Annotated in this window: 17 protein-coding genes; 15 read left to right on the top strand and 2 right to left on the bottom strand. The window is 71.4% G+C overall.

What is annotated here, in order from left to right; translation table 11 throughout:
• Window positions 1-68 precede the first annotated feature (68 nt).
• The 9 genes from ftsW (at window position 69) to IG05_RS0133670 (ending at window position 8,636) form a co-directional block, all read left to right on the top strand.
• On the top strand, window positions 69-1,436 hold the full coding sequence (gene ftsW, locus IG05_RS0133710) for a putative lipid II flippase FtsW (protein ID WP_030347868.1): 1,368 nt from the start codon (window positions 69-71) through the stop codon (window positions 1,434-1,436).
• 6 nt (window positions 1,437-1,442) lie between these two features.
• Window positions 1,443-2,531 carry an undecaprenyldiphospho-muramoylpentapeptide beta-N-acetylglucosaminyltransferase gene (murG, locus tag IG05_RS0133705; RefSeq protein ID WP_030347867.1) on the top strand — a complete coding sequence of 363 codons (1,089 nt, stop codon included), beginning with the start codon at window positions 1,443-1,445 and terminating at the stop codon, window positions 2,529-2,531.
• Window positions 2,532-2,557: 26 nt separating this feature from the next.
• Entirely contained in the window at window positions 2,558-3,352 is a 795-nt protein-coding gene (locus IG05_RS0133700; RefSeq protein WP_030347866.1) for a cell division protein FtsQ/DivIB, read from the top strand.
• 279 nt (window positions 3,353-3,631) lie between these two features.
• A complete protein-coding gene (gene ftsZ, locus IG05_RS0133695) occupies window positions 3,632-4,843 on the top strand; it encodes a cell division protein FtsZ (protein WP_030347865.1) in 1,212 nt (403 codons plus the stop codon).
• Entirely contained in the window at window positions 4,840-5,568 is a 729-nt protein-coding gene (pgeF, locus tag IG05_RS0133690; protein WP_030347864.1) for a peptidoglycan editing factor PgeF, read from the top strand. The genes ftsZ and pgeF overlap by 4 nt, the downstream gene beginning before the upstream one ends.
• 6 nt (window positions 5,569-5,574) lie before the next feature.
• Entirely contained in the window at window positions 5,575-6,294 is a 720-nt protein-coding gene (locus tag IG05_RS0133685) for a YggS family pyridoxal phosphate-dependent enzyme (RefSeq protein ID WP_030347863.1), read from the top strand.
• Window positions 6,295-6,422: 128 nt separating this feature from the next.
• Window positions 6,423-7,064 (top strand): cell division protein SepF, encoded by a 642-nt coding sequence (locus tag IG05_RS0133680; protein ID WP_030347862.1) that lies wholly within the window; start codon window positions 6,423-6,425, stop codon window positions 7,062-7,064.
• A gap of 60 nt (window positions 7,065-7,124) precedes the next feature.
• Window positions 7,125-7,415 carry a YggT family protein gene (locus tag IG05_RS0133675; protein WP_030347861.1) on the top strand — a complete coding sequence of 97 codons (291 nt, stop codon included), beginning with the start codon at window positions 7,125-7,127 and terminating at the stop codon, window positions 7,413-7,415.
• Window positions 7,416-7,469: 54 nt separating this feature from the next.
• Entirely contained in the window at window positions 7,470-8,636 is a 1,167-nt protein-coding gene (locus IG05_RS0133670) for a DivIVA domain-containing protein (protein WP_030347860.1), read from the top strand.
• 289 nt (window positions 8,637-8,925) lie between these two features.
• On the opposite strand, the gene ileS is transcribed toward IG05_RS0133670, so the two are convergent.
• On the bottom strand, window positions 8,926-12,069 hold the full coding sequence (gene ileS, locus IG05_RS0133665; protein ID WP_030347859.1) for an isoleucine--tRNA ligase: 3,144 nt from the start codon (window positions 12,067-12,069) through the stop codon (window positions 8,926-8,928).
• Between the two features lie 603 nt (window positions 12,070-12,672).
• Between ileS and IG05_RS43920 the strand changes: the two genes are divergently transcribed.
• From IG05_RS43920 to IG05_RS0133640, 5 genes are all read left to right on the top strand, one after another.
• Window positions 12,673-13,938 carry a TraR/DksA family transcriptional regulator gene (locus IG05_RS43920; protein WP_030347858.1) on the top strand — a complete coding sequence of 422 codons (1,266 nt, stop codon included), beginning with the start codon at window positions 12,673-12,675 and terminating at the stop codon, window positions 13,936-13,938.
• 67 nt (window positions 13,939-14,005) lie between these two features.
• Window positions 14,006-14,647 carry a signal peptidase II gene (lspA, locus tag IG05_RS0133655; RefSeq protein ID WP_030347857.1) on the top strand — a complete coding sequence of 214 codons (642 nt, stop codon included), beginning with the start codon at window positions 14,006-14,008 and terminating at the stop codon, window positions 14,645-14,647.
• Between the two features lie 63 nt (window positions 14,648-14,710).
• Window positions 14,711-15,655: an RluA family pseudouridine synthase gene (locus IG05_RS0133650; RefSeq protein WP_030347856.1), complete on the top strand. Its 945-nt coding sequence runs from the start codon at window positions 14,711-14,713 to the stop codon at window positions 15,653-15,655.
• Window positions 15,646-16,119: a GNAT family N-acetyltransferase gene (locus tag IG05_RS0133645; RefSeq protein WP_030347855.1), complete on the top strand. Its 474-nt coding sequence runs from the start codon at window positions 15,646-15,648 to the stop codon at window positions 16,117-16,119. The genes IG05_RS0133650 and IG05_RS0133645 overlap by 10 nt, the downstream gene beginning before the upstream one ends.
• A 120-nt stretch (window positions 16,120-16,239) precedes the next feature.
• Window positions 16,240-17,826, top strand: coding sequence for a Na+/H+ antiporter (locus IG05_RS0133640; protein ID WP_030347854.1), 1,587 nt, complete (start codon window positions 16,240-16,242; stop codon window positions 17,824-17,826).
• Window positions 17,827-17,858: 32 nt separating this feature from the next.
• Here the strand turns inward: IG05_RS0133640 and IG05_RS0133635 are convergent, their stop codons facing one another.
• Window positions 17,859-18,965, bottom strand: a complete 1,107-nt coding sequence (locus IG05_RS0133635; RefSeq protein WP_030347853.1) for a mechanosensitive ion channel family protein — start codon at window positions 18,963-18,965, stop codon at window positions 17,859-17,861.
• Between the two features lie 104 nt (window positions 18,966-19,069).
• Between IG05_RS0133635 and IG05_RS0133630 the strand changes: the two genes are divergently transcribed.
• The gene (locus IG05_RS0133630) at window positions 19,070-19,642 is read left to right on the top strand and encodes a dienelactone hydrolase family protein (RefSeq protein ID WP_030347852.1); all 573 of its coding nucleotides are present in this window, start codon (window positions 19,070-19,072) and stop codon (window positions 19,640-19,642) included.
• Window position 19,643: the final 1 nt, after the last annotated feature.

Below are 19,643 nucleotides of genomic sequence, written 5' to 3'. Positions count from 1 at the left end.
CCCCGGCCGCCTGCCGGGCGGACCTTGGGAGGGACGCGTGGGACGGTCGACGTGCAACGGAGGCGCCGATGCCCAGTAGCCGTACCGGGAAGCCACCCGTGCAGCGGGCGTCCCGGCGTCCGCGTCCCGCCGTTCCCCGGCCGCCGCGCGAGAACCCCGTCCAGCAGCTCTTCACGCGCGCGCGGAGGGCCTGGGACCGGCCGCTGACCGCCTACTACCTGATCGTCGGCGGCAGTGTGCTGATCACCGTGCTCGGTCTGGTGATGGTCTACTCGGCCTCCCAGATCACCGCGCTCCAGCTGTCGCTGCCCGGGTCGTACTTCTTCCGCAAGCAGGCCCTCGCCGCGCTCATCGGCGGCGCACTGCTGTTCGTCGCCTCCCGCATGCCGGTGAAGCTGCACCGGGCGCTGGCCTACCCGATCCTCGCCGGCGCCGTCTTCCTGATGATCCTGGTGCAGATCCCCGGGATAGGGATGGCGGTCAACGGCAACCAGAACTGGATCTCCCTCGGCGGCTCCTTCCAGATCCAGCCCAGCGAGTTCGGCAAGCTGGCCCTGGTGCTGTGGGGCGCGGACCTGATCGCCCGCAAGCAGGAGAGGAAGCTGCTGACCCAGTGGAAGCACATGCTGGTGCCCCTGGTGCCGGTCGCCTTCCTGCTGCTCGGGCTGATCATGCTCGGCGGCGACATGGGCACCGCGATCATTCTCACGGCGATCCTGTTCGGGCTGCTGTGGCTCGCGGGCGCGCCGACCCGGCTGTTCGCGGGCGTGCTGTCCGTCGCCGCGCTGATCGGTGTGACCTTGATCAAGACCAGCCCCAACCGGATGGCCCGCCTCGCCTGCATCGGCGCCACCGAGCCGAAGACGGGGGTCGCCGACTGCTGGCAGGCCGTGCACGGGATCTACGCCCTGGCCTCCGGCGGACTCTTCGGCTCCGGACTCGGCGCGAGTGTGGAAAAATGGGGCCAACTCCCGGAAGCCCACACCGACTTCATCTTCGCCGTCACCGGTGAGGAACTGGGCCTCGCGGGGACGCTGTCGGTGCTCGCCCTGTTCGCGGCTCTAGGCTATGCGGGTATCCGCGTGGCCGGACGCACGGAGGACCCCTTCGTGAGGTATGCCGCGGGAGGCGTGACCACCTGGATCACCGCCCAGGCGGTGATCAACATCGGTGCGGTGCTCGGTCTGCTGCCGATCGCCGGCGTCCCGCTCCCGCTGTTCTCCTACGGAGGGTCCGCCCTGCTGCCGACCATGTTCGCCATCGGGTTGCTGATCGCCTTCGCGCGCGACGAGCCCGCTGCGCGGGCGGCGCTTGCGATGCGGCAACCTCGCTTTGGTAGAAAGCGGGCGGGAGGCTCCGGTGCCGAGCGGGGGCCTCGGAGATGGAACACGATGCGACGGCGTGCCTCGGCGGCGCGTTCGTCCGGAGAGCGGTGAATTTCGGTGCATGTCGTACTCGCCGGTGGGGGGACCGCCGGCCACATCGAGCCCGCGCTCGCCCTCGCGGACGCCCTGCGCAGGCAGGACCCGACCGTGGGGATCACGGCCCTGGGCACGGAGCGAGGCCTGGAGACCCGGCTCGTCCCGGAGCGCGGCTACGAGCTCGCGCTGATCCCGGCGGTGCCGCTGCCACGCAAGCCCACCCCCGAGCTGATCACCGTCCCGGGCCGGCTGCGCGGCACGATCAAGGCCGCGGAGCAGATCCTGGAGCGCACCAAGGCGGACTGCGTGGTCGGCTTCGGCGGCTACGTCGCCCTGCCCGGCTACCTGGCCGCCAAGCGCCTCGGCGTGCCCATCGTGATCCACGAGGCCAACGCCCGTCCGGGCCTGGCCAACAAGATCGGCTCGCGGTACGCGGCCCGGGTCGCCGTCTCCACCCCGGACAGCAAGCTGCGTGACGCCCGCTACATCGGCATCCCGCTGCGCCGCTCCATCGCCACGCTGGACCGCGCCGCCGTCCGCCCCGAGGCCCGCCACCGCTTCGGGCTCGACCCGAACCTGCCCACGCTGCTCGTCTCGGGCGGTTCGCAGGGCGCCCGGCGGCTGAACGAGGTGACCCAGACGGTCGCCCCGTGGCTGCAGCAGGCCGGCATCCAGATCCTGCACGCGGTCGGTCCGAAGAACGAACTGCCGCAGGTGCAGCAGATGCCGGGAATGCCCCCCTACATCCCGGTAAGTTACCTGGACAGGATGGACCTCGCGTACGCCGCGGCCGACATGATGCTCTGCCGCGCGGGCGCGATGACCGTCGCCGAACTCTCCGCCGTCGGGCTCCCGGCCGCCTACGTCCCGCTGCCCATCGGCAACGGCGAACAGCGGCTCAACGCCCAGCCGGTGGTCAAGGCCGGCGGCGGACTCCTCGTCGACGACGCGGACCTGACGCCCGAGTGGGTGCAGCAGAACGTGCTGCCCGTGCTCGCCGACCCGCACCGGCTGTACGAGATGTCCCGCGCGGCGAGCGAGTTCGGCCGCCGGGACGCCGACGACCTGCTCGTCGGGATGGTGTACGAGGCGATCGCCTCGCGCCGATAGGACCGTATGACGAAAGGGCAGTGAGCGTGGCCGGACCGACGACCGCCGAGCGCGGTGAACGCCAGCAGGAGTCGTCCGGCCCGCCGCTCGTCCGCAGGCTCAGAAGTCCGCGCCTGCGCGCGATCGTCGTCCTGGCCGCCGTTCTCGTGCTCCTGGGGGCCGGTGGCGCCTGGGCGCTCTACGGCTCGAAGTGGCTGCGCATCGAGCACGTCTCGGTGTCGGGCACGCGGGTACTGACCCCTGCCGAGGTCCGGGCGGCGGCGGCCGTACCGGTCGGGAACCCGATGATTTCCCTCGACACGGACGGGATCGAAGCCCGCCTTCGCCGAAAATTGCCCCGAATTGACACCGTAGACGTGGTTCGTTCCTGGCCGCATGGAATCGGCCTGAAAGTGGTCGAGCGCACTCCGGTCCTGCTGGTCCGAAAGGGCGGGAAGTTCGTCGAAGTCGATGACGAAGGTGTCCGGTTCGCCACGGTATCCCAGGCGCCGAATGGCGTTCCGATGCTGGAATTGTCCGCGTCCCGCACCGGCCCGGGCGCCGCGAGCTTCCGGCGCTTCGGCACCGCAGGACTGGTGCGCGAGGCCGTCCGGGTCGCCGGTGACCTGCCCGGATCCGTGGCGCGGGCCACCCGGGCCGTCCAGGTCCGCACCTTCGACGCCATCTCGCTGGACTTGGGCGACGGGCGCACGGTGGTCTGGGGCAGCGGCGAGAACGGCCGTGCCAAGGCACGGGCCCTCACGGCACTCATGAAAGCAGCTCCCGGCGCGCGGCACTTCGATGTCAGCGTTCCCACCGCCCCTGCGTCATCAGGGAGTTGACGCACATCAGCGCAGGCCAGCACCCTGGTTGGGCACTGCTATGGCTGATCACATAGGGTGAAAAGAAAAACGGGAGGTTCGGCGTGTTCGTTGAACGGGCGCCACTTGTCGACTTAGTGTCCTGTTCAGAAGACTCCAGGGAACAGACACACTGGTAACCCTAAACTTCAGGGTTAGGGTTCGGGTCGGCGCTACGGACCGTCCCATTCGGCATCCGTCGTCCCGGCGCGGGGCACCGCCCGGCGGCGACAACGTAATTCGAGGCGAGAGGCCTTCGACGTGGCAGCACCGCAGAACTACCTCGCAGTCATCAAGGTCATCGGTGTCGGCGGCGGTGGTGTCAATGCCATCAACCGGATGATCGAGGTCGGTCTCAAGGGCGTCGAGTTCATCGCCATCAACACCGACGCACAGGCGCTGTTGATGAGCGACGCCGACGTCAAGCTCGACGTCGGCCGCGAACTCACCCGCGGACTCGGCGCCGGAGCCAACCCGGCCGTCGGCCGCAAGGCCGCCGAGGACCACCGCGAGGAGATCGAGGAGGTCCTCAAGGGGGCCGACATGGTCTTCGTGACGGCCGGAGAAGGCGGCGGCACCGGCACCGGCGGCGCGCCCGTCGTGGCCAACATCGCGCGCTCGCTGGGCGCCCTGACCATCGGCGTGGTCACGCGCCCGTTCACCTTCGAGGGACGGCGCCGCGCGAACCAGGCCGAGGACGGCATCGCCGAGCTGCGCGAAGAGGTCGACACCCTCATCGTGATCCCCAACGACCGGCTGCTGTCCATCTCGGACCGCCAGGTCTCGGTCCTTGACGCGTTCAAGTCCGCCGACCAGGTGCTGCTCTCCGGCGTCCAGGGCATCACCGACCTCATCACCACTCCCGGCCTGATCAACCTGGACTTCGCCGACGTCAAGTCGGTCATGTCCGAGGCGGGGTCGGCACTCATGGGCATCGGCTCGGCCCGCGGCGACGACCGCGCGGTGGCCGCGGCCGAGATGGCGATCTCCTCCCCGCTCCTGGAGGCGTCGATCGACGGCGCCCGGGGCGTGCTGCTCTCCATCTCCGGCGGCTCCGACCTCGGCCTGTTCGAGATCAACGAGGCCGCCCAGCTGGTCAGCGAGGCCGCCCACCCCGAGGCCAACATCATCTTCGGCGCGGTCATCGACGACGCCCTCGGCGACGAGGTCCGGGTCACCGTGATCGCGGCCGGCTTCGACGGCGGCCAGCCGCCGGCCCGCCGGGACAACGTCCTCGGCTCGGCCTCCGGCTCGGCTCCCGCCCGTCGCGAGGAGCCCGCCCCGGCGCGGCCGAGCGAGCCCAGCCGTCCGTCCTTCGGCTCGCTGGGCAGCGTCAAGCCGAAGGAGGAGCCGGAGCCGGCACCCGAGCCGGTGGCCGACATCCCGGTCCAGCCGCCGGTCACGCCGGCGCCGCGGCCCGCCTACTCGGACAGCACGGCCGAGGAACTGGACGTCCCGGACTTCCTCAAGTGATAGGACGGCGCGAGAGCGCGAGCGGCGCGCACTTCGCCTTCACCGACCGGTGGGGCGGGGTGAGCGCCGCTCCGTATGAGGAGCTCAACCTCGGCGGCGCGGTCGGCGACAGGCCCGAGGCGGTACGGCACAACAGGGAGCTGGCGGCCAAGTCGCTCGGCCTGGACCCCCAACTGGTCGTCTGGATGAACCAGGTGCACGGCGCGGACGTCGCCGTGGTGGACGAGCCGTGGGGTGAGAGGCCGGTGCCGGAGGTCGACGCCATCGTCACCGCCCGGCGCGGGCTCCCCCTCGCCGTCCTCACCGCCGACTGCGTGCCGGTGCTGCTGGCCGACCCCGTCGCCGGGGTCGCCGCCGCGGCCCACGCGGGCCGGCCCGGCATGGTCGAGGGCGTCGTCCCCGCCGCCGTACGGGCCATGGTCTCGCTCGGCGCGGCACCGGAACGGATCGTCGCCCGCACCGGACCGGCCGTGTGCGGCCGGTGCTACGAGGTGCCGGAGGCGATGCGCGCCGAGGTGGCCGCCGTAGAGCCGGCGGCGCACGCCGAGACGAGCTGGGGCACGCCGGCGGTCGACGTGAGCGCCGGGGTGCACGCGCAGCTCGACCGGCTCGGGGTGTGCGACCGGGCGCAGGCGCCGGTGTGCACGCTGGAGTCGGAGGACCACTTCTCGTACCGCCGCGACCGCACCACCGGTCGGCTCGCGAGCTACGTATGGCTGGACTGATGGGGCATGACGGACCGTAAGACCGAACTCGCCGCGAACCTGGCGAAGGTGGAGGAACGCATCACCGCCGCGTGCGCGGCGGCCGGGCGCGCCCGGGAGGAGGTGACCCTGATCGTGGTCACCAAGACCTACCCGGCGAGCGATGTGCGGATCCTGTCCGGGCTGGGTGTGCGCCATGTCGCCGAGAACCGAGACCAGGACGCGGCCCCGAAGGCCGCCGACTGCGCGGATCTGCCCCTCACGTGGCACTTCGTCGGTCAGCTGCAGACCAACAAGGTGCGCTCCGTGGTCGGTTACGCCGATGTCGTGCAGTCCGTCGACCGTTCCCGGCTCGTCACCGCCCTGTCGAAGGAGGCGGTGCGCGCCGGACGCGAGGTGGGCTGCCTGATCCAGGTCGCGCTGGACGCCGGCGCGAGCGGCCGGGGCGACCGCGGTGGCGTGGCCCCGGCCGGAATCGAAGAGTTGGCCGACCTCGTCGCCGGCGCGCCCGGGCTGCGGCTCGGCGGACTGATGACCGTCGCTCCGCTCACCGGGGAGTACGCGGGGCGCGAACAGGCGGCGTTCGAGCGCCTCATGGATTTGTCGACTGACCTGCGCCGAGCTCATCCGGCTGCAACCATGGTGTCTGCAGGGATGAGCGCGGACCTCGAACAGGCCGTGGCCGCCGGGGCGACACATGTGCGCGTCGGCACCGCGGTACTCGGAGTCCGCCCCAGGCTCGGGTAACGTCGCCAGGAAGTCGGACCACAGCAGAAAATATGGTCAATGCGCGCCAAGGCGGGCGCAAGGACCACGTGGATCGCGGGCACTTGGCAGTCGTCAGTCGATCCACCACAGAGCGGAGGACTCAGAGCATGGCCGGCGCGATGCGCAAGATGGCGGTCTACCTCGGCCTCGTGGAGGACGATGGGTACGACGGCCGTGGATTCGACCCCGACGACGACTTCGAGCCCGAGCTGGACCCGGAGCCGGAGCGGGACCACCGACGGCACGAGGCGGCACACCAGTCGCACGGCGCACACCAGTCCCAAAGGGACGAAGAGGTGCGAATCGTGCAACCGCCCGCGCCTCGCGAGCCGGTGGCCCGTGCGACTTCGCTCGCCGCGGAATCCGGACGTCCGGCGCGCATCGCGCCCGTGGCATCCATCACACAAGAACGCCAGTCCCTGGAGAAGAACGCACCGGTGATCATGCCCAAGGTCGTGTCGGAACGAGAGCCTTACCGGATCACCACGCTGCACCCGCGGACCTACAACGAGGCCCGTACCATCGGGGAACACTTCCGTGAGGGCACCCCGGTGATCATGAATCTGACTGAGATGGACGACACAGATGCGAAGCGACTTGTCGACTTTGCGGCCGGTTTGGTGTTTGGTCTTCACGGCAGCATCGAGCGGGTGACGCAGAAGGTGTTCCTGTTGTCTCCTGCTAACGTCGATGTCACGGCGGAGGACAAGGCCCGCATCGCAGAGGGCGGGTTCTTCAACCAGAGCTGAGACGTATGACCGGATCGAAGCACGGAAGAGCACGGAACAGGGGAGAGGGAACCACAGGCCATGAGCGTGTTCGCGCAGGTGATCTACATCGCGCTGATGGTGTTCCTCGTCGTGCTGATCTTCCGGCTGGTCATGGACTACGTCTTCCAGTTCGCCCGCTCATGGCAACCCGGCAAGGCGATGGTGGTCGTACTGGAGGCCACCTACACTGTCACCGATCCACCGCTGAAGCTTCTGCGGCGGTTCATTCCGCCGCTGCGTCTCGGGGGCGTGGCGCTCGACCTGTCCTTCTTCGTACTGATGATCATCGTCTACATTCTCATCTCCGTCGCGGGGAGTTTCGTGAGATGAGGGTGGGGACGATCCGGTCTTGCCGACTGCCGATGACTACGTTGAGGTGAAGAGATGCCGTTGACCCCCGAGGACGTGCGGAACAAGCAGTTCACGACCGTCCGCCTCCGAGAAGGCTATGACGAGGACGAGGTCGATGCCTTCCTCGACGAGGTCGAAGCCGAACTGACCCGTCTGCTCCGGGAGAACGAGGACCTGCGCGCCAAGCTGGCCGCCGCGACGCGAGCCGCCGCGCAGAACCAGCAGAACATGCGCAAACCTCCGGAGCAGGAACAGCAGCAGCATCCCCAGCAGCAGGGCATGCGAGGTCCCGGCCAGCCGGTACCCGCCGGGATATCGGGCCCGCCGCAGCAGCAGATGGGCGGCCCCATGGGTGGCCCGCCCCAGCTGCCGAGCGGTGCCCCGCAGCTGCCCGCCGGCCCCGGCGGTCAGGGCGGCCCGCAGGGTCCCGGTCCGATGGGCCAGGGCTCGATGGGCCAGGGTCCGATGGGCCAGGGTCCGATGGGTCAGGGCCCGATGGGTCAGGGCCCGATGGGCGGTCAGCCGCCCATGCAGCAGCAGATGGGTGGTCCGATGGGCGGCCCCATGGGCGGTCCGATGGGCGGCCCCGGTCAGGGCCCCGGTGGCGACAGCGCCGCCCGTGTCCTCTCGCTGGCCCAGCAGACCGCCGACCAGGCGATCGCCGAGGCCCGCTCCGAGGCCAACAAGATCGTCGGCGAGGCCCGCAGCCGCGCCGAGGGTCTGGAGCGTGACGCCCGTGCCAAGGCCGACGCCCTGGAGCGGGACGCGCAGGAGAAGCACCGCGTCGCCATGGGCTCCCTGGAGTCCGCGCGCGCCACGCTGGAGCGCAAGGTCGAGGACCTGCGCGGCTTCGAGCGCGAGTACCGTACGCGCCTGAAGTCGTACCTCGAGTCCCAGCTGCGTCAGCTGGAGACCCAGGCCGACGACTCCCTGGCTCCGCCGCGCACCCCGGCCACCGCGTCCCTGCCGCCGTCCCCGGCGCCCTCCATGGCTCCGGCCGGCGCGAGCGCCCCGTCCTACGGCGGCAACCAGACGATGGGCGGCTCGTCCGCTCCGTCCGGCCCGTCCTACGGCGGTCAGCAGCAGATGACCCCGGCCATGACCCAGCCCATGGCGCCGGTCCGCCCGCAGGGTCCGTCCCCGATGGGTCAGGCTCCCTCGCCGATGCGCGGGTTCCTGATCGACGAGGACGACAACTGACGGGTCGGTAGACCAGCACGACAACGGCGTCGGCAGCGTCCCCAGGGCGGGCCCCCCGGACTTCGGTCCCGGGGGCCCGCCCTTTTTATGCGGGTTGAGCCGCTGGTGCCAGGCGCGGTGCGACCTTTCCGGGGCGCGGGGCGCCGGGAACCACGCACGGCACCGGGACCGGCCGCCACGCAGGAAGAAGCAGGAAGAAGCGGGGAGAAGCGGGAAGAAGCGGGAAGAAGCAGGAAGAAGGGCCCGGCCTCCTCGACGGAGACCGGGCCCTTCTCGAACCGCTCGGCGCCTACGCCTTGCGCAGCCGGAACGTCAGCGACAGACCCTCGTCGGTGAACGGGGCACCGTAGCTGTCGTCGGCCTCACCCTGGCCGAAGTCGGTGGCCAGCACCTCGTCAGCGATCAGCTCGCTGTGCTCGGCCAGCGCCGCGATCACCGCGGGATCGGCCGACGTCCAGCGCAGCGCGATCCGGTCGGCCACGTCCAGGCCGCTGTTCTTGCGTGCCTCCTGGATCAGCCGGATCGCGTCACGGGCCAGGCCCGCCTGCCGCAGCTCCTCGGTGATCTCCAGGTCCAGGGCGACCGTGGCGCCGGAGTCGGAGGCCACCGACCAGCCCTCGCGCGGGGTTTCCGTGATGATCACCTCGTCCGGGGCGAGCGTGACCGTCTCCCCGTCGACGTCCACCGAGGCCGTGCCCTCGCGCAGGGCGAGGGACAGCGCGGCCGCGTCGGCGGCGGCGATCGCCTTCGCCACGTCCTGCACCCGCTTGCCGAACCGCTTGCCCAGCGCCCGGAAGTTGGCCTTGGCGGTCGTGTCGACCAGGCTGCCGCCGACCTCGCTCAGGGACGCCAGCCCCTCGACGTTCAGCTCCTCGGTGATCTGCGTGTGCAGCTCCGGGTTCAGGGAGTCGAATCCGGTCGCCGCGATCAGCGCCCGGGACAGCGGCTGACGGGTCTTGACGCCCGACTCCGCGCGCGTGGCACGGCCCAGCTCCACCAGCCGGCGGACGAGGACCATCTGCCGGGACAGCTCCGGGTCGATCGCCTTCAGGTCGGCCTCCGGCCAGGCGGCCAGGTGCACGGACTCCGGGGCGCCCGGGCTGACCGGAACGACCAGGTCCTGCCACACCCGCTCGGTGATGAACGGGGTGATCGGCGCCATCAGCTTGGTGACCGTCTCCAGCACCTCGTGCAGCGTGCGCAGCGCGGCCTTGTCGCCCTGCCAGAAGCGGCGGCGCGAACGGCGGACGTACCAGTTGGACAGGTCGTCCACGAACGCGGACAGCAGCTTGCCGGCGCGCTGGGTGTCGTACGCCTCCAGCGCCTGGGTCACCTGGTCGGTGAGAGCGTGCAGCTCGGACAGCAGCCACCGGTCCAGCACCGGGCGGTCGGCCGGCGCCGGGTCCGCCGCGGACGGCGCCCACCCGGACGTACGGGCGTACAGGGCCTGGAAGGCGACCGTGTTCCAGTACGTCAGCAGGGTCTTGCGGACGACCTCCTGGATCGTGCCGTGGCCGACCCGGCGCGCGGCCCACGGGGAGCCGCCGGCCGCCATGAACCAGCGCACCGCGTCCGCGCCGTGCTGGTCCATGAGCGGGATCGGCTGCAGGATGTTGCCCAGGTGCTTGGACATCTTGCGGCCGTCCTCGGCGAGGATGTGGCCCAGACACACGACGTTCTCGTACGACGACTTGTCGAAGACGAGCGTGCCGACGGCCATCAGCGTGTAGAACCAGCCGCGGGTCTGGTCGATCGCCTCGGAGATGAACTGCGCCGGGTACCGGCTCTCGAACAGCTCCTTGTTCTTGTACGGGTAGCCCCACTGCGCGAACGGCATCGAGCCCGAGTCGTACCAGGCGTCGATGACCTCCGGTACGCGCGTGGCCGTCTTCCCGCAGCCCTCGTGAGGGCAGGCGAAGGTGACCTCGTCGATGTACGGACGGTGCGGGTCCAGGGCCGACTGGTCGGTGCCGGTCAGCTCGCTCAGCTCCGCGCGGGAGCCGACGCAGGTGAGGTGGTCGTCCTCGCAGCGCCAGATCGGCAGCGGGGTGCCCCAGTAGCGGTTGCGGGACAGCGCCCAGTCGATGTTGTTGTTCAGCCAGTCGCCGAAGCGGCCGTGCTTGACCGTCTCCGGGAACCAGTTGGTCTTCTCGTTCTCCTGGATCAGGCGGTCCTTGACCGCCGTCGTGCGGATGTACCAGGAGGGCTGCGCGTAGTAGAGCAGCGCGGTGTGGCAGCGCCAGCAGTGCGGGTAGCTGTGCTCGTACGGCAGGTGCTTGAAGAGGAGGCCGCGCTGCTGGAGGTCCGCGGTGAGCTGTTCGTCCGCCTTCTTGAAGAAGACGCCGCCGACCAGCGGGACGTCCTCCTCGAAGGTGCCGTCCGGGCGGACGGGGTTCACCACGGGCAGGCCGTAGGAGCGGCAGACCTTGAGGTCGTCCTCACCGAAGGCGGGGGACTGGTGGACCAGGCCCGTACCGTCCTCGGTGGTCACGTACTCGGCGTTGACCACGTAGTGCGCGGGCTCCGGGAACTCCACCAGCTCGAAGGGGCGCTGGTACGTCCAGCGCTCCATCTCGGCGCCGGTGAAGGTCTGGCCCGTGGTCTCCCAGCCCTCGCCGAGTGCCTTGGCGACGAGCGGCTCGGCGACGACGAGCTTCTCCTCGCCGTCGGTCGCGACGACGTAGGTGACGTCCGGGTGCGCGGCGACGGCGGTGTTGGACACCAGGGTCCAGGGGGTCGTCGTCCACACCAGGAGCGCGGCCTGGCCGGCCAGCGGGCCGGAGGTCAGCGGGAAGCGGACGTACACGGACGGGTCCACGACCGTCTCGTAGCCCTGCGCCAGCTCGTGGTCGGACAGGCCGGTGCCGCAGCGCGGGCACCAGGGGGCGACGCGGTGGTCCTGGACGAGGAGCCCCTTGGCGAAGATCTCCTTCAGCGACCACCAGACCGACTCGATGTACTCGGGGTCCATCGTGACGTAGGCGTCGTCCAGGTCGACCCAGTAGCCCATGCGGGTCGTCAGGTCGGCGAAGGCGTCGGTGTGGCGGAGCACGGACTCCCGGCACTTGGCGTTGAACTCGGCGATGCCGTACGCCTCGATGTCCTTCTTGCCGGAGAAGCCCAGCTCCTTCTCGACGGCCAGCTCGACGGGGAGGCCGTGGCAGTCCCAGCCGGCCTTGCGGGCCACGTGGTAGCCGCGCATGGTGCGGAAGCGCGGGAAGACGTCCTTGAAGACGCGGGCCTCGATGTGGTGGGCGCCGGGCATGCCGTTGGCGGTGGGCGGGCCCTCGTAGAACACCCACTCGGGGCGGCCCCCGGACTGCTCCAGGCTCTTGGCGAAGATCTTCTGCTCGCGCCAGAAGTCGAGCACGGCGTGCTCAAGAGCGGGCAGGTCGACCTGTGCGGGCACCTGGCGGTACGTCGGCGCTGTCATCTGCGAGCATCCTCCAACGGACTTGCTGCCTTCCGTCGGAGGGACGAGAGCCTTCGTTCTGTCTACGCCGTGTGCGGCGCGCTCCCGCGGTACCACCCTCCTTGGCCCTCCGCCGCGCCGTACGCGCCGGTGAGCCCCCTCATTGGGGTCGCGAAGCCGGCTCTACTCGCCGCCGCCCTCGGGCTGCGGCTTTCTTCCGGCGGCTCCGGGGTGATCTTCACGTCGCGCTCGCCCCCGGGCTCACACCGTCCCCGGGTCGCTCTGGGCTGCGTACGCCGCTACTCGTCCCCATCCACGCCTTTCGCTCCGCCCAGTGTACGGCGCCGCGCGGACAGCGGCCGACCGGTTTTCCGCGCGGCGGGGCGGACGCGGGGCGGCCGGGGCGGATGACCCGAATGGCGAGGGGGCGCACGCGCGGGTCCGCGCGGGTCCGGACCGGCGGATTACCCGGCGGGGAGCTGGGCACAACGGATGCAGGCCCGTGGCTCGGGGGGTGCGGGCGGGCGAATCAGGCGGTGTGCCCCGTTGCCGCGGGACTCAAGTCGATTTATCGTCCCAGCACGATTCGCGAGCAAGATCACAATATGTGAAGGGGCCGCGGCCATGGTGGCGAAGAAGACCGCCGTACAGCAGCCGGCGACCGGGAAGACCGGCGCGAGGCCTGCCACCAAGAAGACGGCCCCGAGCACGACGGCCGCCACGAAGACGGCTGCCGGGAAACCGGCCGCCACGAAGCCTGCGGCCGGGAGGCCGGGTGCCACGGCCGTCGAGGAGACGGCCGGGGGCAAGGGGGCCGCCAGGAAGGCGGCACCCAAGAAGCCGGTCGAGGGTAAGCCGGCCTCCGGGAAGGCGGCCTCCGGGAAGGCGGTCCCCGAGAAGGCGCCGGTCAAGAAGGCAGTGGTCAGGAAGACGGTCGCGAAGAAGACGGCCGCCGACAGGACGGCCGCCGGCAAGACGCCTGTGAACGACGCGGCTGTGAACGACGCGGCCGTGCAGGACGCGGTGGTGAAGAAGAAGGCCGCCGCCGCGAAGGCCGGGGTGAAGAAGACGGCCACGAAGAAGGCGGACGTCACGACGACGGCCGCGAAGAAGGCGGCCGCCCGGGAGACGGCGGTCGAGGACACGGCGGTCGAGGACACGGCCGCCAAGGGCACCGGCGCCGGGAAGGCCGCCGCCGAGGGGGCCGGCGCCGGGAAGTCCGTCGCCGAAGAGGCCGGCGTCAAGGAGACCGGGGCCAAGGAGACCGGCGTCAAGCGGAGCGGCGCCGAGGAGGCCGCCGACGAGTCGGCCGCCGCCCACAGGGCCGCGGTGACGGCGGCGGCCGAGAAGAGCACGAGCACGGCCAAGAAAGCGGGCGCGGCGCGGGCCGCCAAGCAGACGGGAGCCACGACAGTGGTTGCGAAGAAGACTCCTGGCACGGCCACGGCGGCACAGAGCGCCGTTCCCAAGGCACGCGTCGCCGCGGCGGAGCCCGGCGAGCTGGCGGTGCGCCCCGGGGAGGACCCCTGGACCCCGGAGGAGGTCGCCGAGGCCCGCGCCGAACTGGAGTCGGAGATGACGCGGCTGCGGGAGGAGATCAGCTCCTCCGAGGCCTCCCTGGTCGGCCTGATGCGGGACTCCGGGGACGGTGCCGGCGACGACCAGGCCGACACCGGCACCAAGAACATCACGCGCGAGCACGAGCTGGCGCTGGCCGCCAACGCGCGCGAGATGCTGACCCAGACCGAGCGCGCGCTGGAACGGCTGGACGCGGGCACCTACGGCCTGTGCGAGAACTGCGGCAACCCCATCGGCAAGGCTCGGATGCAGGCGTTCCCGCGGGCCACCCTGTGCGTGGAGTGCAAACAGAAGCAGGAACGCCGCTCCTGAGCGTGAGGGGTCCCGGGGGCGTGCCGTAGTCTCGTCCCCAGTCAGGTACCTAGGTCGAGGGACTCACGTGGCAGAGGCGGAGCGCATCATCGGTACGCCGGGCACCCCGGACGACGGCGGCGAGCGGACGGCGGCGGCCGGAGCCCCCGCCGGCTCCGGTGCGTCCGGGGAGGCCGGCGCGTCCCGCGCGGGCGAGCAGGGGGCCCCGGCGCGGCAGACCGGCCGCGGGCGCCGGATCGCCGTGCTGTTCGCGGTGGCCGCGTTCGCGTACGCCCTCGACCTGATCAGCAAGATGCTCGTCGTCTCCCGGCTGGAGGGCCACGCGCCGATCCAGGTCGTCGGGGACCTGCTGGAGCTGCACGCCATCCGCAACCCCGGCGCCGCCTTCGGGTTCGGCGCGGCCTTCACGGTGATCTTCACGCTGATCGCCGCGGCCGTGATCGTGGTGATCATCCGGCTGGCCCGCAAGCTCTACAGCTTCCCCTGGGCGATCGCGCTCGGGCTGCTGCTCGGCGGCGCGCTCGGCAACCTCACCGACCGGATCTTCCGGGCGCCGGGCGTCTTCGAGGGCGAGGTCGTGGACTTCATCGCGCCCAAGGGCTTCGCGGTGTTCAACCTCGCCGACTCGGCGATCGTGTGCGGCGGCATCCTGATCGTGCTGCTGTCCTTCCGCGGCCTGGACCCCGACGGCACGGTCCACAAGGACTGAGGTCCGGCCGGGTTTTCCACAGGCTCGTTCGGTGCCGTCCCGCCCGTCCGGCATACTCGACGGGTGAGCACGATTCCCGAGATCCGTACCCTGCCCGTGCCCGACGGCCTGGAGGGCGAGCGCGTCGACGCCGCCATCTCCCGCATGTTCGGCTTCTCCCGCACGAAGGCGGCGGAGCTGGCCGCGGCCGGCAAGGTCCAGGTCGACGGCGCGGTGGTCGGCAAGTCCGAGCGGGTGCGCGGCGGCGCCTGGCTGGAGGTCGAGATGCCGCAGGCGCCCGCGCCGGTGCAGGTGGTCGCCGAACCGGTCGAGGGCATGGAGATCGTGCACGACGACGACGACGTGGTCGTGATCGTCAAGCCGGTCGGCGTGGCCGCGCACCCGTCGCCGGGCTGGTCCGGCCCCACCGTCATCGGCGGCCTCGCCGCCGCCGGGTACCGGATCTCCACCTCCGGCGCAGCCGAGCGCCAGGGCATCGTGCACCGCCTGGACGTCGGCACCTCGGGCCTGATGGTGGTCGCCAAGTCCGAGCGGGCGTACACGTCGCTCAAGCGCCAGTTCAAGGAGCGCACGGTCGACAAGCGCTACCACACCCTGGTCCAGGGCCACCCGGACCCGACCAGCGGCACCATCGACGCCCCGATCGGCCGCCACCCCCAGCACGACTACAAGTGGGCCGTCACGGCCGAGGGCAAGCCCTCGGTGACCCACTACGACCTCATCGAGGCCTTCCGCGCCGCCTCCCTGCTGGACGTCAAGCTGGAGACGGGCCGCACCCACCAGATCCGCGTGCACATGGCCGCCCACCGCCACCCGTGCGTCGGCGACCTCACCTACGGCGCCGACCCGACCCTCGCCAAGCGGCTGTGCCTGACCCGCCAGTGGCTGCACGCCGTCCGCCTCGGTTTCGAGCACCCCGGCGACGGCACCTGGGCCGAGTTCGCGAGCGACTACCCGGAGGACCTGCGCCAAGCCCTCGACCAGGTCCGCGAGGAGACATGGGCGTGAGGGCGGCCTACACCGTCCGGGTCGCCGAGGATCCCGCCGACCGCGAGGCCTGCTTCGCGGTCCGCAAGGAGGTCTTCGTGGCCGAGCAGGGCGTCCCCGAGGACATCGAGTACGACGCCTACGACGCCGTGGCCGTGCACGTGCTGGCGGTCCGCGAGGACGGGGTGCCGCTGGGCACCGGACGGCTGCTGCACGGCGAGGCGGCGGCCGGGAAGACCGGCGGGGACCCGGCGGTGGGTTCCCTGGGGCGGCTCGCCGTCTCCCGCGCGGCGCGCGGGCTCGGCGTCGGCGCCGCCCTGGTGCGCGCCGTCGAGGACGCGGCACGCGCGCGCGGCCTCACGGCGGTGGACCTGCACGCCCAGACCCACGCCCTGGGGTTCTACGCGCGGCTGGGCTACGAGGCGTACGGCCCGGAGTTCCCGGACGCCGGCATACCGCACCGGGCGATGCGCCGGTCCCTGTAGCGTCCCTGTGGCGGCGGCCACCGCGAGCGCGCCGGCCAGGGGAGTCGGGAGGGCCGGGGCTCGGGCGGCATGGCAGGCTTGAGGTCTGCCGTGTGATCGTCGACCCCCGGAGCGCCGTCCGTGGATCAGCTGGCCCTGTTGTTCGTCCTGCTGCTCGGGGCGCTGGTGAGCGTCCCGCTGGGGGACCGGTTCGGAGTGCCGGCGCCGGTGCTGATGACCCTGTTCGGCGGGGCCCTGGCGGTGGCCGACTTCGTGCCCAACGTGAACATCCCGCCCGACCTGATCCTGCCGGGGCTGCTGCCGCCGCTGCTCTACGCCGCCGTGCGCCGCACGTCCTGGCGGCAGTTCGCCGCCAACCTCCGGCCGATCTTCCTGCTGGCCGTGGCCCTGGTGTTCGTCACGACCGTGTGCGTGGCGTTCATGGCCAACGCGATCGTGCCGGGGCTGCCGATCGCGGCCGCCGTCGCGCTGGGTGCCCTGGTCGCGCCGCCCGACCCGGTCGCCGCGACCAGCGTCGCCGGTCAGCTGGGGCTGCCGCGCCGTCTGGTGTCGATCCTGGAGGGCGAGGGCCTCTTCAACGACGTGACGGCGATCGTGCTGTACCACGTGGCGATCGCCGCGGCCGTGAGCGGCACGTTCTCGCCCTGGCAGGCCGGCCTCGACCTGGTGCTGTCCGCGGTCGTGGCGGTGGCCGTCGGCCTGGTGCTCGGCTGGGGCGCGAACAAGCTGATGGACCTGCTGGGCGATCCGACCCTGCAGATCGGCATGACCCTGCTGGTGCCGTACGCCTCCTACGTGCTCGCGGAGAAGCTGCACGGCTCCGGGGTGCTCGCCGTGCTCACCACGGCGCTCTTCCTCGCCGAGTACGCCTCCGACGCCGACGACGTGATGACGCGGCTCGCCGGGCACACCTTCTGGGACATCATCGACACCCTCGTCACCGGCGTCGCCTTCGGGCTCATCGGCCTGGAGCTGCACAACGCCATCCGCACGGCGCAGGGCCGGTGGGGCGAGATGCTCGGCTGGGCGGCCGCCGTCGTGGGCGTGGTGGTCGTCGTACGGCTGCTGTGGCTGCTGCCGGCGACCTGGCTGACCAAACGGCTGCACGCCCGCCGGGACTACGACGAGGAGATCCCGGTGAGCTGGCGGGAGACCGTCGTGATGTGGTGGTCCGGGATGCGCGGGGTGGCCTCGGTGGCGCTGGCGCTGGCCGTGCCGCTGCGCACCGAGGACGGCTCCCCGTTCCCCGACCGGGACGAGATCGTCTTCATCGCCTTCGGAGTGATCATCGTCACGCTGGTGCTGCAGGGGCTGACCCTGCCGTGGCTGGTGCGGCGGCTCGGGGTGCGGGCCGACTCCGAGCGGGAGAAGGAGTTCGAGAAGGAGCTGGCGGTACGGGCCGCGAAGGCGGCCAAGCGCCGGCTGCGGGAGATCGAGCAGGTGGAGGAGCTGCCCGAGGAGCTGTCCGAGCAGATGCTGCGGCGCGCCTTCGACATCGGGATCCGGATCAGCCCGGACATGGGGGAGGAGGAGCGGCGGGAGGCGCAGCACCAGCGGGCCAGGCGGCTCAAGCGGGTGCGGCGCATCCAGAACGAGATGCTGAGCGCCGCCCGGCACGAGGTCCTGGCGGCGCGCAGCGAGCCCGGGGCGGATCCGGAGATCGTGGACCGGGTGCTGCGCCACCTCGACGTACGCAGTCTGCGCTGAGCACCCGGTCCCGGGCGGGAGGGGGCGGCCGGTCAGCCGCGGCCGGTGCGGGGGAACTCGTAGGCCTTGCGCAGCGAGGCACGGTCGGGGGACGGGACGCGGTACGGCGGGAGCACCGCGTCGGCGGTGTTCACCCGGGGCAGCGCGTAGGGGTGCTCCGCGGACAGCCAGGCGATCATCTGCTCGCGGACCGTGACCCGCACCGTCCAGATGTCGTCCGCGTCCTTCGCGGTCACCAGGGCGCGCACCTGGATGGTGTTCGGGGTGGTGTCCGTCACCACCAGGCCGTAGGCACGGCCGTCCCAGGCCGGGCAGTGGCGCAGGATGTCGCGCAGCTTCTCGCGCATCGCCTCGATCGGCGCGCTGTGGTCGAGGTGCCAGTAGACGATGCCCGTCATCTGCGGGGTACCGCGGGACCAGTTCTCGAAGGGCCTGGACGTGAAGTACGACACCGGCATGGTGATCCGGCGCTCGTCCCAGGTGCGGACCGTCAGGAAGGTGAGGGTGATCTCCTCGACGGTGCCCCACTCGCCGTCGACCACGACGGTGTCGCCGATGCGCACCATGTCGCCGAAGGCGATCTGCAGTCCGGCGAACATGTTCGAGAGCGTCGACTGGGCGGCGACACCGGCGATGGCGGCGATGATGCCCGCCGAGGCCAGCAGGGAGGCGCCCGCCGCGCGCATCGCCGGGAACGTCAGCAGCATCGACGCGGCGGCCACGACGATGACGATCGCCGACACCACTCGCATGATCAGCTCCACCTGGGTGCGCACCCGGCGCACCCGGGCCGCGTCGCGGTGCGCGCGGGCGTAGCGGGAGTAGGTGGTCTCGACGATCGCCCCGGCGATCCGGATCACCAGCCAGGCGGCCGAGCCGATCAGCACCAGCGTCAGGCTCCGGCCGACGCCGGCCTGGTGGTGCTCCAGCAGCTTCGCCTGGTCGTACGAACCGCGCAGCATGGCGGCACACAGCACGAGCTGGTACGGGATGCGGGCGCGGCGCAGCAGCCCCCACAGGGGTGTGTCGTGATGGCGTTGGTCGGCCTTGCACAGCAGCCGGTCGGTGACCCAGCCGATGGCCAGGGTCAGCAGCACCGTGCCGCCGAGCACGATCAGGGGGCGGAGTACGTTCTCCATGCCTCCGCTCCTAACCGGCGCGCGGAGGGCTTGAACATGTGAGTTCGGCGCGTTCCTGGGTAAGCGGGGCCGGCACTGCCGTACCCGGCTGGCACCATGGCCTCATGAACATCATGCTCTTTCACTCGACCTACGGGCTCAGGCCCGCGGTGCGCGAGGCCGCGGACCGGCTGCGCGCGGCGGGCCACGAGGTGTGGACGCCGGACCTCTTCGAGGGGCGCACGTTCGACACCGTCGAGGACGGCATGGAGTTCAAGGAGCGGACCGGCAAGGAGGAACTGCTCAAGCGGGCCGTGCTGGCGGCGGCGCCGTACTCCGAGCGGGGGCTGGTGTACGCCGGGTTCTCTCTCGGCGCCTCCATCGCCCAGACCCTGGCGCTCGGCGACGACAAGGCGCGCGGGCTGCTGCTCCTGCACGGCACGTCGGACATCGCGCCGAACGCGCAGGTGGACGAGCTGCCGGTGCAGCTGCACGTGGCCGAGCCGGACCCGTTCGAGACGGACGACTGGCTGAGCGCCTGGTACCTGCAGATGGGCCGGGTGGGCGCCGACGTGGAGATCTACCGGTACGCCGGGGCCGGGCACCTCTACACCGACCCCGGGCTGCCGGACTTCGACGAGGAGGCCGCCGAGGCCACCTGGCGGGTGGCGCTCGGCTTCCTGGAGTCGCTCGGCTGAC

The sequence above is a fragment of the Streptomyces sp. NRRL S-1022 genome, assembly GCF_000720135.1.
Classification (GTDB): domain Bacteria; phylum Actinomycetota; class Actinomycetes; order Streptomycetales; family Streptomycetaceae; genus Streptomyces.
The sequence above is the reverse complement of the archived record's forward strand: the minus strand, read 5'-3'. Positions and strand labels throughout refer to the sequence as shown.